12 protein-coding genes are annotated in these 14,621 nt (G+C 70.5%); 8 read left to right on the top strand and 4 right to left on the bottom strand.

The genetic code is table 11. The annotated features are described in order from the left end of the window. Nucleotides 1–11: 11 nt before the first annotated feature. The 3 genes from AB0M08_RS28545 to AB0M08_RS28535 form a co-directional block, all read right to left on the bottom strand. Nucleotides 12–911, bottom strand: a complete 900-nt coding sequence (locus AB0M08_RS28545; RefSeq protein WP_364499535.1) for a carbohydrate ABC transporter permease — start codon at nt 909–911, stop codon at nt 12–14. A gap of 1 nt (nt 912) precedes the next feature. Beyond that, nucleotides 913–1,761 (bottom strand): sugar ABC transporter permease, encoded by an 849-nt coding sequence (locus AB0M08_RS28540; RefSeq protein ID WP_364499533.1) that lies wholly within the window; start codon nt 1,759–1,761, stop codon nt 913–915. A gap of 71 nt (nt 1,762–1,832) precedes the next feature. After that, nucleotides 1,833–3,155, bottom strand: coding sequence for an extracellular solute-binding protein (locus AB0M08_RS28535; protein ID WP_364499531.1), 1,323 nt, complete (start codon nt 3,153–3,155; stop codon nt 1,833–1,835). A gap of 239 nt (nt 3,156–3,394) precedes the next feature. Here AB0M08_RS28535 and AB0M08_RS28530 point away from each other — a divergent pair, with 239 nt between their 5' ends. The 8 genes from AB0M08_RS28530 to AB0M08_RS28495 all read left to right on the top strand — a co-directional run bounded on the left by AB0M08_RS28530 (nt 3,395) and on the right by AB0M08_RS28495 (nt 12,788). Then, complete coding sequence (locus AB0M08_RS28530) at nt 3,395–5,746, top strand: glycoside hydrolase family 3 N-terminal domain-containing protein (protein ID WP_364499528.1); 2,352 nt, start codon at nt 3,395–3,397, stop codon at nt 5,744–5,746. Between the two features lie 52 nt (nt 5,747–5,798). After that, nucleotides 5,799–6,674 (top strand): PP2C family protein-serine/threonine phosphatase, encoded by an 876-nt coding sequence (locus AB0M08_RS28525; protein ID WP_364499525.1) that lies wholly within the window; start codon nt 5,799–5,801, stop codon nt 6,672–6,674. Between the two features lie 102 nt (nt 6,675–6,776). Further along, nucleotides 6,777–8,213, top strand: a complete 1,437-nt coding sequence (locus AB0M08_RS28520) for a gamma-aminobutyraldehyde dehydrogenase (protein WP_364499523.1) — start codon at nt 6,777–6,779, stop codon at nt 8,211–8,213. Between the two features lie 2 nt (nt 8,214–8,215). Next, a complete protein-coding gene (gabT, locus tag AB0M08_RS28515; RefSeq protein ID WP_364499690.1) occupies nt 8,216–9,493 on the top strand; it encodes a 4-aminobutyrate--2-oxoglutarate transaminase in 1,278 nt (425 codons plus the stop codon). A 49-nt stretch (nt 9,494–9,542) separates the two neighbouring features. Next, the gene (locus AB0M08_RS28510; RefSeq protein ID WP_364499521.1) at nt 9,543–9,998 is read left to right on the top strand and encodes an Lrp/AsnC family transcriptional regulator; all 456 of its coding nucleotides are present in this window, start codon (nt 9,543–9,545) and stop codon (nt 9,996–9,998) included. Further along, complete coding sequence (locus tag AB0M08_RS28505; RefSeq protein ID WP_364499519.1) at nt 9,999–11,279, top strand: FAD-dependent oxidoreductase; 1,281 nt, start codon at nt 9,999–10,001, stop codon at nt 11,277–11,279. A gap of 199 nt (nt 11,280–11,478) precedes the next feature. Further along, nucleotides 11,479–11,901 (top strand): response regulator, encoded by a 423-nt coding sequence (locus tag AB0M08_RS28500; protein ID WP_364499516.1) that lies wholly within the window; start codon nt 11,479–11,481, stop codon nt 11,899–11,901. After that, nucleotides 11,790–12,788 carry a GAF domain-containing protein gene (locus AB0M08_RS28495; RefSeq protein WP_364499687.1) on the top strand — a complete coding sequence of 333 codons (999 nt, stop codon included), beginning with the start codon at nt 11,790–11,792 and terminating at the stop codon, nt 12,786–12,788. Before AB0M08_RS28500 ends, AB0M08_RS28495 begins: the two co-directional genes overlap by 112 nt. A 365-nt stretch (nt 12,789–13,153) precedes the next feature. Here AB0M08_RS28495 and AB0M08_RS28490 read toward each other — a convergent pair whose 3' ends face one another. Beyond that, nucleotides 13,154–14,551, bottom strand: a complete 1,398-nt coding sequence (locus tag AB0M08_RS28490; RefSeq protein ID WP_364499513.1) for an aspartate aminotransferase family protein — start codon at nt 14,549–14,551, stop codon at nt 13,154–13,156. Nucleotides 14,552–14,621: the final 70 nt, after the last annotated feature.

Genomic DNA, 14,621 nt, shown 5'->3' with positions numbered 1-14,621 from the left:
GAGCGAGGGTCCTACTTGCTGAAGCCGGCGGTCAGGCCGCTGAGCAGCTGACGCCGGCCGATGATGTACAGCGTCAGGATCGGCAGCGTGGTCAGCACCACGGAGGCGAGCACCGCCGGGATGTTCACGCTGTACTGGCCCTGGAAACTCCAGAGCGCCAGCGGCAGCGTGCGCTGTTCCGGGCTCTGGGTCAGGATCAGCGGCAGCACGAAGTTGTTCCACGCCAGGAGTCCCTGGTAGATGGTGACCGTCACCAGGGCCGGCCGGGTCAGCGGGAACGCCAGCCGCCAGAGCGTGCCCCACTCGGTGGCGCCGTCCATCCGCATCGATTCGAAGAGCTCCTTCGGTACGTCACGGATGAAGTTGGAGAGCACCAGCACCGAGAGCGGAATGGCGAACGCCAGCTGCGGCAGGATGATCGCGCCGAGGGTGTCGTACATCTGGATCCGGGTGATGATCAGATAGATCGGGATGATCACCGCCTGGAGCGGGATGGCGAGACCCATCAGGAAGAGGCCGTTCACGCCGCGCAGGAACCGGCTCGCGGCGCTGCCCCGGACGATCGCGTACGCCGCCATGAACGAGAAGAGCACGGCCGGTGCCACCGCGCAGACCGTGACGATCACGCTGTTCATGAAGTACCGGGCGAAGTCGTTCTCCAGGACGAACCGGTAGTTCTCCAGCGTCGGCGAGGCCGGCGGCGCGAGCGGGTTGGTGTCGTAGTAGTCGGCCTGCATCTTCAGGCTGGTGATCACGATCCAGTAGATCGGGACCACCACGATCAGCAGCCAGAGCCAGCCGGCCAGGCCGCCGAGCCAGTTGTACTGCAGGAGCCGGGCACGCCGGTTGCCGGGCGCGGGTGGCACCTCGCTGATCCGCCCGGACGTACGGCTGTCGATCATGGCCGTCATGTCAGGCCCCTTCCAGCTGGCTGGCGGTCGCGTCCTTGCCGCCCAGCCGGCGCAGCAGCAGCGCCAGCAGCAGCCCGACCAGGACCAGGATGACCGCGATCGCGCTGGCCGGGCCCATCAGGTTGGCCTTGAAGCCGCGCTGGTACATGTCGACCGCCAGCGCCCGGGTCGCGTCGCCCGGCCCGCCCGCGGTCAGCACGTAGATCAGGTCGAAGAAGGTCAGCGAGCCGACCACCATCAGCGTCGAGGAGGTGATCAGCGTGTACTTGAGCTGCGGCAGCGTGATACTGAAGAACTGCTTGACCCGGCCGGCACCGTCGATCTGCGCGGCCTCGTAGAGCGAGGCCGGGATCTGGCGTACGCCGCCCTGGTAGATCAGCGTGTGGAACGGGATGAACTGCCAGGAGACCACGAAGATGACCACGCCGACCGCGAGCGTGCCGTCGCCGAGCCAGTCCTGCTGCAGGAACTCGAAGCCGAGGCCCGCGCCGAGCCCGAAGTTCGGGTCCAGCAGCATCTTGTACGTGATCGAGATGGCGGCCTGGCTGAGCAGCAGCGGGATGAAGAAGAGCACCGCGAGCACGCCACGGTACCGCTTGTGCGCGGCGATGAAGACGCCGAGCAGCACCGAGATCGGGGTCTGCACGAGCCAGGAGAGCGCCATGATCAGGAAGGTGACCCACACCGCGTGCGGCAGGTCCGGGTCGGTGAGCACGGACTTCCAGCTGTCCAGTCCGGCGAAGGTGATCTCGGGGGTGACCCCGCTCCACGAGGTGAAGCTGAGCGCCAGCACCCCGACGAGCGGGACGGCCCCGAACGCGACGAACGCGATCAGGGCCGGCCACGCCATCCAGGAGACGGACGTGCTCCGCCCACCGGAACCAGCGGGCGGAGCAGTCGGTATGGCGGGCGGAGCGATGGTCATTTGCCGATGACCTGGTTCATGTTGTCGGCGAACTGCTGCGGGGAGATCGACAGCTGGAAGAGCTTGGCGATGTTGTCCAGCAGGGTCTCCGCCGCGGTCGGGCTGAGCGCCTGGTCCCAGGACTGGGCGAAGTTGCCCGCCTTGGAGGCCACGTCGTAGATGAAGTTGAGGAACTCGGCGTCCGGCGAGGAGGCGAGCTTGCTGTTCGAGCCCTGGACGATCGGGACGCCGCCGGTGTCGATCCAGCCCTGCTGCTCGGTGTCGTCGAGCAGGCTGGTGAAGAACTTCTTCGCGGTCTCCTTCTGCGCGGCGGTGGCCTTCGCGTAGATCGAGAGGTACTGGCCCGCGTTGCCGACGGTGTTGGTCGGGTCGCCGGTGCCGCCGTCGTACGCCGGGAAGTTGAAGAAGCCGAGCTTGCCGTCCTTGATGAAGCTGCCGCCCTCGGCCTTGATGATGCCGTAGGACCAGGAGCCGTGCAGCTCCATGGCGGCCTTGCCGCGGTAGAGCAGCGCCTGGTCGGCGTTGGAGTCCGCGGTGATCGAGGAGAAGCCCTTGATGAAGCCCTTGGCGTTGATGAAGTTCTGGATCTCGGTGAGGCCCTTGATCGAGGCCGGCGCGCTCCAGGCGTCCTTGGTGCCGTTGTACGCCGCGTTGAAGACGTCCGGGCCGCCGATCCGGTCGAAGAGGAACTCCAGCCACATCATGTTGGTCCAGCGGGACTGGCCGCCCAGCGAGAAGGGCGCGATGCCCTTGTCGTTGAACTTCGGCAGGATGCTCATCAGCTCCTGCCAGGTCTGCGGCGGTGCCGAGACGCCGGCCTTCGCGAAGGCGTCCTTGTTGTAGAGGCAGATGATCGGCTGGACCGTCTCGCACGGCATCGCGTAGATCTTGCCGTCGATGGTGGCCGGGCCGAACGAGGACGGGAAGAGCCGGTCCTTGACCGCGGCGTTCTGGCCGAACCAGTCGGTCAGGTCGTCGACCTGGCCGGCGTCCACGTAGCTCTTCAGGCCACCGCCGCCCCAGCCCCAGATCATGCTGGGCGCCGTGCCCGCGCCGAGCGCGGTCTTCAGCTTGTCCTTGTACGCGTCGTTCTGAATCGCCGTGATCTTGATCTGGTTGTCCGGGTTGGCCTTGGTGAACCGCTCGACCGCGGCGGTGCGGATCGGCTCACCGGGCGGGCCGCTGAGGAACCAGTAGGACGCGGCGTCGCCAGTGGCCCCGCCGCCGGAGGTGTCGTTGGGACCGGAACTGCCACACGCGGCGAGACCCGCGGCCGCGGCGGTACCCGCGGTGAGGCTGAGGAAATTCCTGCGCTTCACGCTGTTCTCCGTACTCGAAGCAAGCCGCGCGGGCAGGCGCGGCGAGTGAATAAGCGATGGGGCGACGGCGGTCACCTGGTTCCGGAACTTACGAGCGGCCGCCGCAAATTAACGCGAGGTTTCGTTAACGTAGGGTTTCGTAGTGATGAGTGTCAAGGCCCTTGCCGGAACCGTGCCCGGAGCGCGAGAGTAGGCGTCAATCGCGGGGTGTGCGGACCGCCGAAACTTTCGGAGGCATCATGACAACAGAACAGGTGACCCAGCCCTGGCGCGATCCGGAACTACCGATCGCGGACCGGGTGGAGGCACTGCTCGCCGAGATGACCCTCGAGGAGAAGGTGGCGCAGCTGGGCAGCCGGTGGCTCGGCAACGACATGGGTGACGGACCACCGCCGGAGGCCGAGCACAACGTCGCGCCGATGCAGGACGCCTTCGAGGCCGGCGGCCGGGTGTCCCTCGATGAGGCGGCGCGGCACGGGCTCGGGCACCTGACCCGGATCTACGGCAGCGTCCCGGTCAGCCCGGCCGAGGGCGCCGCCGAGCTGGTCCGGCAGCAGCGGATCGTGATGGCGTCCCGGCTCGGCATCCCCGCGATCGTCCACGAGGAGTGCCTCACCGGGTTCACCGCGTACGGCGCCACCGTCTACCCCTCGGCGCTGGGCTGGGGCGCGACCTTCGACCCGGCGCTGATCGAGCGGATGGCCGCCGCGATCGGGCGGGACATGACCGCGCTCGGCGTCCACCAGGGGCTCTCGCCGGTGCTCGACGTGGTCCGCGACTACCGCTGGGGACGTGTCGAGGAGAGCGTGGGAGAGGACCCGTACCTGGTCTCGCTGATCAACGGGGCGTACGTGACCGGCCTGCAGAGCAGCGGGGTGATCGCCACGCTCAAGCACTTCGCGGGCTACTCCGCGTCCCGCGGGGCGCGCAACCACGGCCCGGTCTCGATGGGCCGGCGCGAGCTGATCGATGTCATCCTGCCGCCTTTCGAGTACGCCGTCCGGGAAGCCTCGGCGGGCTCGGTGATGAACTCCTACTCGGAGATCGACGGGGTGCCGGCCGGCTCCGACCCGTGGCTCTTCACCGAGGTGCTCCGCGGCCTGTGGGGCTTCACCGGCACGGTCGTCTCGGACTACTGGGCGGTCCCGTTCCTCGCCGGGAACCACGGGATCGCCGAGCGGCCCGGCGAGGCGGGCATGCTGGCGATCACCGCCGGGATCGACGTCGAGCTGCCGGACACGGTCTGCTACGGATCGGCGCTCGTCGACCGTGTCCGCTCCGGTGAGCTCGACGTGGCGTACGTGGAGAGATCGGTCCGGAGGGTGCTCACCCAGAAGGCGCACCTCGGGTTGCTGGACCCGGACTGGACGCCGGAGGCGTCGGTGGAGCGCGCGCCGCTCGCCGTGCTCGACTCGCCGGAGAACCAGGACATCGCGATCGAGCTGGCCGAACGCTCGATCGTGCTGCTCGACCCGGGGAGCGCGCTGCCGGTCACCGAGCGGTTCCGGATCGCCGTCGTCGGGCCCGCCGCGGACGACGCGCGCACCTTCCTCGGCTGCTACGCGTTCCCGAACCACGTGCTGCCGCGCTACCCCTCGATGGGGCTCGGGCTGGACATCCCGACCGCGGTGGAGGCGCTGCGCGCCGAGTTCCCGGTCAACGAGATCACCTACGCCCCGGGCTGCGCGGTGGACGGGACCGACCGGTCCGGCTTCGGCGAGGCGGTGACCGCGGCCGGGGAGAGCGACCTGGTGATCGCGTTCGTCGGCGACCTGGCCGGGCTCTTCGGCGGCGGCACCTCCGGCGAGGGCTGCGACGCCGGCGACCTGCGGCTGCCGGGCGTGCAGGCCGAACTGCTGGAGGAGCTGATCGCCACCGGGAAGCCGGTCGTCGTGGTGGTGGTCTCCGGGCGGCCGTACGCGCTCGGCTTCCTGGACGGCCGGGTCGCCGGTCTCGTGCAGGCGTTCATGCCGGGGCAGGCGGCCGCACGGGCGATCGCCGGGGTGCTGAGCGGGCGTGTCCAGCCGCAGGGCAGGCTGCCGGTGCAGATCCCCCGGACGCCCGGTGGGCAGCCCGGCACCTACCTGCAGCCGAAACTCGGCGCCGTGCACACCGGAGTGAGCAATCTGGACCCCACACCCCTCTTCCCTTTCGGGTACGGCCGGTCCTACACCACGTTCGCCGTGGACGATCTGCGGATCAGCCACGACGAGGTGCCGACCGACGGGGAGTTCACCGTGACCGCGCGGGTCCGCAACACCGGGGAGCGGGACGGCGCCGAGGTGGTGCAGCTCTACCTCGCCGACCCGGTCGCGTCCGTCACCCGTCCGGTCAAGCAGCTGTCCGGTTTCAGTCGCGTGCCGCTCGCCGCGGGCGCCGCCGCCGAGGTGGAGTTCCGGGTGCACACCGACCGGACCGCGTTCACCGGGCGGGACATGCGCCGCATCGTCGAGCCCGGTGACCTGCGGATACTCGTCGGAACCTCGGCCGGGGAGCTGCCGTTGACCGGCACCGTACGCCTCACCGGCCCGGTCCGCGAGGCCGGAGCGGATCGGCGGTTGACGACGCCCACCACGGTGCGCCCCGCGTAATCGGGGCGTGCGGTTACCGTCGGCGCCCGGTCCCGGACACTAGGCTGACACCGTGCCCCGACGCATCAAGGATCCTGATGCGACATCACTCGACGACGTCCTCGATGAGTTCCTCGGGCTCGTCGAGGACGCCGTCGCCGAGGGCCGGGCTCTCGGCGACACTGAGGTGCACCGGCTGAAGCAGGTCGCGGACCGCGCCGACCAGGCCCGGCGGCTGCGCTCCGCCGAACTGGACCAGGCCGCCGCGCTCGCCCTGCAGCGCAGCCTGCTCCCGGCCCGGCTGCCCGAGGTGCCCGGTGTCGAGCTGGCCGCCCGGTACGCCCCCGGTCACGCGTTCGGCGTCGGCGGCGACTGGTACGACGTCTTCCGCCTCCCCACCGGCTGGCTCGGCGTGGTGATCGGCGACGTCTCCGGCCACGGGCTCGCCTCGGCGGTGGTGATGGGCCGGGTCCGGAGCGCGCTGCGGGCGTACGCGCTGGTCTGCGACGACCCGGCGGACGCGCTCACCCTGCTCGACCGCAAGGTGCACCACTTCGAGGCGGGCAGCCTGACCACCGCCCTGTACGGGATGGTCAGCCCGGACCGGACCCGCATCGTGCTCTCCTCGGCCGGCCACCTGCGGCCGGCGATCGCGACGCCCGGCGACCGGTGCCGGCTGGCGGACGTCCCGGTCGACCCGCCGCTCGGGATCAGCCGCCAGCACGCGCCCCGGCGGAGCGCCGCGCTCCCCCTCCCGCACGGCGCGCTGCTGCTCTGCTACACCGACGGCCTGGTCGAGCGCCGCGATGAGGTGATCGATACCGGCGTCGACCGCCTGCTGGCCGCGGTTCGGGCGGAGAATGCGGAGACGGTCTGCGCCTCGGTGATGGACGGGGCCGGCACCGAGGACGACGTGGCGGTGCTCGCGATCCGCCGCCGTAATACGTGAACACACGCTGTTAACACGGAAAAATGGATCTGCCCCCTTGTTCGCCACGGAATCAGCGGAAAAGATGGGGCGGCATGCACTGATACCACAGCTGGAGGCCGGATGACCGCCAAGACCGTTCTCAACAACTTCATCGGCGGTGAAGCGGTCGCCCCCGTCGAGGGCCGGTACGCCGACCTGATCGACCCCTCGTCCGGCGAGGTCTTCGCCTCGGCGCCCGTCTCCGGCGCCGAGGACGTCGACCGGGCGATGACCGCGGCCTCCACCGCGTTCGCCGAGTGGCGCACCACCACCCCGAGCGACCGGCAGAAGGCGCTGCTCAAGTTCGCCGACGCGATCGAGGCGCGGGCCGGCGAGCTGGTCGCGCTCGAGTCGCAGAACACCGGCAAGCCGCTCGGCCTGACCGCGAGCGAGGAGATCCCGCCCGCCGTCGACCAGATCCGCTTCTTCGCCGGCGCCGCCCGCCTGCTCGAGGGCCGCTCCGCCGGGCAGTACATGAACGGCTTCGAGAGCTACGTACGCCGCGAGCCGATCGGCGTCTGCGCCCAGGTCACGCCCTGGAACTACCCGCTGATGATGGCGGTCTGGAAGATCGCCCCGGCGCTCGCCGCGGGTAACGCCGTGGTCCTCAAGCCCTCCGACACCACCCCGGTCACCAGTGTCAGGCTGGCCGAGATCGCCGCCGAGTTCTTCCCGGCCGGTGTCTTCAACGTGGTCCTCGGCGACCGTGACACCGGGCGCGCGCTGGTCGAGCACCGTACGCCGCAGATGGTGTCGATCACCGGCTCGGTCCGCGCCGGCATGGAGGTGGCCGGCAGCGCCGCCGCCGACCTCAAGCGCACCCACCTGGAGCTGGGCGGCAAGGCCCCGGTCGTGGTCTTCGACGACGCCGACATCGAGGCCGCCGCCGCGGCGATCGCCGAGGCGGGCTACTTCAACGCCGGCCAGGACTGCACCGCCGCCACCCGGGTGCTGGTCGCCCCCGGCGTGTACGACGACTTCGTCGCGGCTCTCGCCGCCCAGGCCAAGGGAATCAAAACCGGTCAGCCGGACGACGAGGACGTTCTGTACGGCCCGGTCAACAACGCGGGCCAGCTGGCCCGGGTGGCCGGTTTCATCGAGCGCCTCCCGAACCACGCGAGCGTCGAGGCCGGTGGGGCCCGGGTCGGCGACCGGGGCTACTTCTTCTCCCCCACCGTCGTCGCCGGGCTGAAGCAGGACGACGAGATCATCCAGAACGAGGTCTTCGGGCCGGTCATCACCGTGCAGAGGTTCACCGACGAGGCCGAGGCCGTGGCGTACGCGAACGGCGTCGACTACGCGCTCGCCTCCAGCGTCTGGACCAAGGACCACGGCCGGGCCATGCGGATGACCCAGCAGCTCGACTTCGGCTGTGTCTGGGTCAACTGCCACATCCCGCTGGTCGCCGAGATGCCGCACGGCGGGTTCAAGCACTCCGGCCACGGCAAGGACCTCTCCGTGTACGGCCTGGAGGACTACACCCGGATCAAGCACGTCATGCACAACGTGGGGGCGTGACCGTGTCCGTCTCCGATGACATCCACAAGCGCCGGGTCGCGGCGGTCGCCCGCGGCGTCGGCTCGACCATCCCTTTCTATATCGAGAAGGCCGGCGGCGGCACGCTGACCGACGTCGACGGCAGGGAGTGGCTGGACTTCGCGTCCGGCATCGCGGTCACCAACGTCGGCAACGCCGCGCCGAAGGTGGTCGAGGCGGTCCGGGCGCAGGTCGAGCGTTTCACCCACACCTGCTTCATGGTCGCGCCGTACGAGTCGTACGTCGCGGTCTGCGAGCAGCTGATCGAGCTGACCCCGGGGTCGTTCGAGAAGCGGGCGGCGCTCTTCAACTCGGGTGCCGAGGCCGTGGAGAACGCCGTCAAGATCGCCCGGCACGCGACCGGGCGGCCCGCCGTGGTGGTCTTCGACCACGCGTACCACGGGCGGACCAACCTGACGATGGCGCTGACCGCGAAGAACATGCCGTACAAGCACCGGTTCGGGCCGTTCGCGCCGGAGGTGTACCGGGCACCGATGTCGTACCCGCTGCGCGACGGCGGGCTGGACGGCGCCGAGGCGGCCCGCAAGGCGATCGACGTGATCGAGAAGCAGGTCGGTGCCGACAACGTCGCGGCCGTGCTGATCGAGCCGATCCAGGGCGAGGGCGGGTTCATCGTGCCCGCGCCCGGCTTCCTCCCGGCCATCGCGGCCTGGGCTTCCGCCAACGGCGTGGTATTCATCGCCGACGAGATCCAGACCGGTTTCTGCCGTACGGGCCAGTGGTTCGCCTCCGAGGACGAGGGCCTCGAGCCGGACCTGATCACCACGGCCAAGGGCATGGGCGGCGGGCTGCCGATCGCCGGTGTCGTCGGGCGGGCCGACCTCATGGACGCGGTGCACGCGGGCGGCTTGGGTGGGACGTACGGTGGAAATCCGGTGGCCTGCGCCGCCGCACTCGCCGCCATCGAGACGATGCGCGACCTCGACCTCGCGAGCGCAGCGCAGCGGATCGCGTCGATCCTCAAGCCCGCTCTCGTCGCGCTGGCCGAGAACGATCAGGGAATCGCCGACGTCCGCGGGCGGGGCGCGATGATCGCCGTCGAACTGGTCGTGCCGGGCGGGCTCGACCCGGACGCCGCGCGCACCGCGGCCGTCTCCCAGGCCTGCCACGCGGCCGGTCTGCTCACGCTGACCTGCGGAACCTACGGCAACGTGCTCCGGTTCCTGCCGCCGCTGGTCATCTCCGACGAGGACCTGCGCCGCGGCATCGACATCCTGACCACCGCACTCCGGAACGACTGAAGGGAACTCCTCTTTGCCCGAGCACGTCCTCACAGGAAAGAATCTCGCCGTGAGTGACACGGGCCTGGACGAGATCAACAAGCAGATCATCGATCACCTGCAGCGTGACGGACGGATGTCGTACGCCACGCTCGCCAAGACGATCGGTCTCTCCGAAGCCGCCGTCCGGCAGCGCGTACAGCGCCTGCTGGACGGCGGCCTGATGCAGATCGTCGCGGTCACCGACCCACTCACCCTGGGCTTCGCCCGGCAGGCGATGGTCGGTCTGCGGGTCAACGGCGACCTCCGGGAGATCGCCGACAAGCTGGCGGCCATCCCCGAGGTGGACTACGTGGTGATCGCCGCCGGCCGGTACGACCTCCTGGTCGAGCTGGTCTGCACCGACGACGAACACCTGCTGGACCTGCTCAACACCAAGGTCCGCGCGATCGAGGGCGTCGCCGCCACCGACACCTTCATGTACCTGAAACTCGCCAAACAGACCTATGCCTGGGGAACCAGATAAATGAGCGACACCCATCACCCCTCGTTCTGGCTCGACGCGATCGGACCGTTCGAGGGGCGATCCCCCCTGCCCGGCGACCGTGACGCGGACGTCGCCATCGTCGGCGGCGGCTACACCGGCCTCTGGACCGCCTACTACCTCGCCAAGGCCGACCCCTCGCTGCGGATCGTGATCATCGAGGCGGAGTACTGCGGGTTCGGCGCCTCCGGCCGCAACGGCGGCTGGGCGTCCGGCCTCTTCCCGGTCGCCGAGCCGAAGCTCGCCCGCCGATTCGGCCCCGCGAAGGCCGCCGCCATGACCGCCGCGCTCGCCGGCACCGTCGACGAGGTGGGCCGGGCAGCCGCCGCCGAGGGCATCGACTGCGACTACGCCAAGGGCGGGATGATCTCGCTGGCCCGCACGCCCGGCCAGCTCCGCCGGCTGCAGGGCTCCCCCGGCCTGCTCTCCGCCGCCGCCGCTCACGACATCTGCGGCGCGAACGGCGTCCTCGGCGGCTACTACACCGAGCACTGCGCCGCCCTGCACCCCGCGAAGCTGGTCCGCGGCCTGGCCTCGGTGGTCGCTTCGCGGGGCGTCACGATCCATGAGTCGACGCGCGCCCTGTCCATAAAAAAGGGATATGTCACGACAGATCGCGGCGTTGTGCGCGCCGACACGATCGTCCGGGCACTGGAGGGCTACACACCGGCCCTGGACGGCTACCGCCGCGTGGTCGCCCCGGTCTACTCGCTGATGGTCGCCACCGAGCCACTCTCCGCCGCCGACTGGGACCGCATCGGCCTGCGCCGCCGGGAGACCTTCACCGACGAACGCCGCATGGTCATCTACGGTCAGCGCACCGCCGACGACCGTCTCGCCTTCGGCGGCCGCGGCGCGCCCTACCACTTCGGCTCCCGCGTCGAGGCGTCCTTCGACCGCGAGCCGTCGGTCTTCGAGGCCCTCCGCGACACCATCACCGAGCTCTTCGGCATCCGCCCGGAGATCACCCACCGCTGGGGCGGCCCGCTCGGCATCCCCCGCGACTGGATGCCCTCGGTCGGCCTCCACGACGGCCTGGCCTGGGCGGGCGGCTACGTCGGCGACGGCGTGGCGGCCACCAACCTGGCCGGCCGCACACTGACCGACCTGATCCTGAACCGCAGCTCCCCCCTGACCGAGCTCCCCTGGGTCAACCACCGTTCCCGCCGCTGGGAACCCGAACCGGCCCGCTGGCTCGGCATCAACGCCGGCCTCCGCGGCACCGCCCTCCTCGACGCCTGGGACCGCCGAAACACCAAGTAGCCCTCTCCGGTACGCCCGCCCACCCCGCCGGCCGGCACCCGAACACCCCGGCCCCCGCCGCTGCCCGCAGGTGTCGCCGGTGGGCGGGGAACCGCGCCGGCGGGCGGGCGGGAAGCAGGACGGCCGACGGAACCGTGGGGCTGGCGTGAATTATGCGAAATCGTCCCGGGCCGTCCGGGAACCGGAGCATGCTGGTGCAATGGCCGTGCTGCTGATCGCCGAGGACGACGAGGACATCGCCGCCGTGATCGCCCGGGTCTGCAAACGAGCCGGACTCACGGTGCTGCGCGCGCCGGACGGCCAGGTCGCCCTGGAGATGATCATCAAGGAGCGGCCGGATGTCCTGCTCACCGATCTCGGCATGCCGCGGATGGACGGCTGGGAGCTGATCCGGGCGGTCCGCGCGCACGACGGCGTACGCGACACCCCGGTCGCGATCCTGACCGGCCAGCTCACGCCGGGCGACCCCCGGGTGGCCGAGGCGCACGCCTGCGCGATCCTGATGAAGCCCTGCCCCAACGACCAGCTTCTCCTGATGATCGAGAAGCTCGCCACCGTCGGACCGCACGGGCACTCCGGCGCCGAGTCCCGCTGCCCCGTCCGGAATCCGGTGACGGTATAGACGTCGACGAGTCGGTACTGCGCGACCCGGCGCGGCTGGCCGCCGTCGACCGGGCGCTGCGAACCCTCCCCGGTCAGACCCTCGCCCTGGACGCGATCGCCGCCCTGGCCGCCCGGCTGCTCGACGCGCCGATAGCCGCCGTGACCCTGGTCGGGCAGGACGAGGAGCACCTGGTCGGCGCGTACGGCCTCCCGGAACCGCTGAGCGGCCGCAAGCGCGCCCCGCTCGCGTACTCGGTGTGCAAGTACGTGGTCTCCAGCGACCACGCCGTGCTCGCCACCGACATGACCGACGCCCGCGACGGCTCGCTCTGCACCCACCTGCTCACCACCGAGCTGGGCATCCGCGCGTTCGCCGGGGTGCCGGTGCGCGACCCCGAGGACCGCCCGCTCGGCTCACTGACCGTGCTCGACCACCGTCCCCGGTTCTGGACCGGCGAGCAGGTCTCGACCCTGCTCGCGATGGCCGAGACGGTTCTCGCGCCGGCCGCCGTCCAGCCCCGCGCACCGGTCCCGGCGGGGACCGGTGCGCTGCTCGACGCGCTGCTGGAGTGCCTGCCCGCCGGGGTGATGGCGTGCGACGAGAACGGTCGCGTGGTCCTCGCCAACCGGGTCTCCCGGGAGTTCCGGGGGCTGCCGGTGGAGGGCCCGATCCCGGACGACTTCCCGTCCCGGACCCACGCCGTGGTCTGCGGCCCGGAGAACGAGCCGATCCCGTGGGAGCGGACCCCGCTGATGCGCGCGTTCCGCGGCGAGTACGTCTTCGAGGAGGACGTGCTGGCCAAGCTGCCCGGGCACCGTACCCGGATCCTGTCGAGTTCGGCCCGCCCGGTGCTCGGCACGGACGCCCGGCCCGCAGCGGCCTGGGTCTCAGCCTGGCCCGCGTGATCATCCAGCTGCACGGCGGCTCCATCCGCCTCGACCCCAACACCCCGACCGGCACCATCGTGTGCGTCCGCCTCCCCCTCTGAGGCGTCTCCGGTACGCCGTCCCGCCCCCCACCGCGCTCAAAAGGCGGCCGCCCGTCGTGCCCGCGACCTCCGCACCCCTCCGGGCCGTCACGCGACTCCCGCCCCTGGCTGGTGCTCAGGGGTGCCTCGACCCGGCCCACACACCCGTGAGCTCCAGCCAGCAGGGCGAGCCGGAGCCCGTACGCGAGAGCACCGGCCGCGGCGGGCGAGCCGGAGCCCGTACGCGAAAAGGCGCGAGATGGCCGGGAGAAGCCACCTCGCGCCGATGCGGAGAGGGTGAGGTCAGAGCAGGGTCTGTGCCTCGGTGAGGACCGAACGGAGGATCTGCTCGATCTCGGTGAACTGGGCCTCGGTGGCGGTCAGCGGCGGGGCCAGCTGGATCACCGGGTCGCCACGGTCGTCGGCGCGGCAGTAGAGCCCGGCGTCGAAGAGCGCGGTGGAGAGGAAGCCGCGGAGCAGTCGCTCGGACTCGGCCTCGTCGAACGTCTCCTTGGTCGCCTTGTCCTTGACCAGCTCGATGCCGAAGAAGTAGCCGTCGCCGCGGACGTCGCCGACGATCGGCAGGTCGAGCAGCTTCTCCAGGTGCGAGCGGAAGACCGGGCTGTTGTCCCGGACGTGCTTGTTGAGCTGCTCGCGCTCCATGATGTCGAGGTTCGCGAGGGCCACCGCGGCGCCGACCGGGTGGCCGCCGTACGTGATGCCGTGCGCGAACATGTCGGCGCCCTTGGTGAACGGCTCGGCCAGGCGCTCGGAGGCGATCATCGCGCCGAGCGGGACGTAACCCGAGGTCAGACCCTTGGCCACCGTGATGATGTCGGGCTGGTAGCCGTACCGGTCGGCGCCGAAGTACTCGCCGAGACGGCCGAACGCGCAGATCACCTCGTCGGAGACGAGCAGCACGTCGTAGCGGTCACAGATCTCCCGGACCCGCTGGAAGTACCCGGGCGGCGGCGGGAAGCAGCCGCCGGCGTTCTGCACCGGCTCGAGGTAGATCGCGGCGACGGTGTCCGGGCCCTCGAACTCGATCATCTCGGCGATCCGGTCGGCCGCCCAGACGCCGAACTCCTCGGGGGTCTGGCTCTGGTCGGGGCGCCGGTAGTAGTTGGTGTTCGGCACCCGGAAGGTGCTCGGGACCAGCGGCTCGAAGTCCTGCTTCAGGCCGGGCAGGCCGGTGATCGAGAGGGCGCCCATCGAGGTGCCGTGGTACGCGATCGCGCGGGACAGCACCTTGGTCTTGAGCGGCTTGCCGGCCCGCTTGTAGTACGCCCGGGCCAGCTTCCACGCCGACTCGACGGCCTCGGAGCCGCCGGTGGTGAAGAAGACCCGGTTCAGGTCGCCGGGGGCCATCTCGGCGAGGCGGCCGGCCAGCTCGATCGCCGTGGGGTGGGCGTACGACCAGATCGGGAAGTAGGCGAGCTCGGCGGCCTGCTTGGCGGCGGCCTCGGCGAGCTCCTGCCGGCCGTGGCCGGTCTGCACCACGAAGAGCGCGGAGAGCCCGTCCAGGTAGCGACGGCCCGTGGAGTCCCACACGTAGCACCCGTCACCCCGGGTGATCACCGGTACCGGCGCGTCCTGGTACGCGGAGAGCCGGGTGAAGTGCATCCACAGGTGGTCACGGGCGGTCGCGGAGAGTTGGTCCACGTCTGCTGGCTGTCGGTCGGTCACGGTGTCTCCCGCCATCGTTTACTACGGTTGACGTTGATCCTGCCTACGGAATCCGTCGTGCACAAGTCTACAGCCAACTATTTCC

Source organism: Actinoplanes sp. NPDC051851, from assembly GCF_040681165.1.
Classification (GTDB): Bacteria; Actinomycetota; Actinomycetes; order Mycobacteriales; family Micromonosporaceae; genus Actinoplanes.
This window is presented reverse-complemented; position numbering and strand designations above follow the sequence as displayed.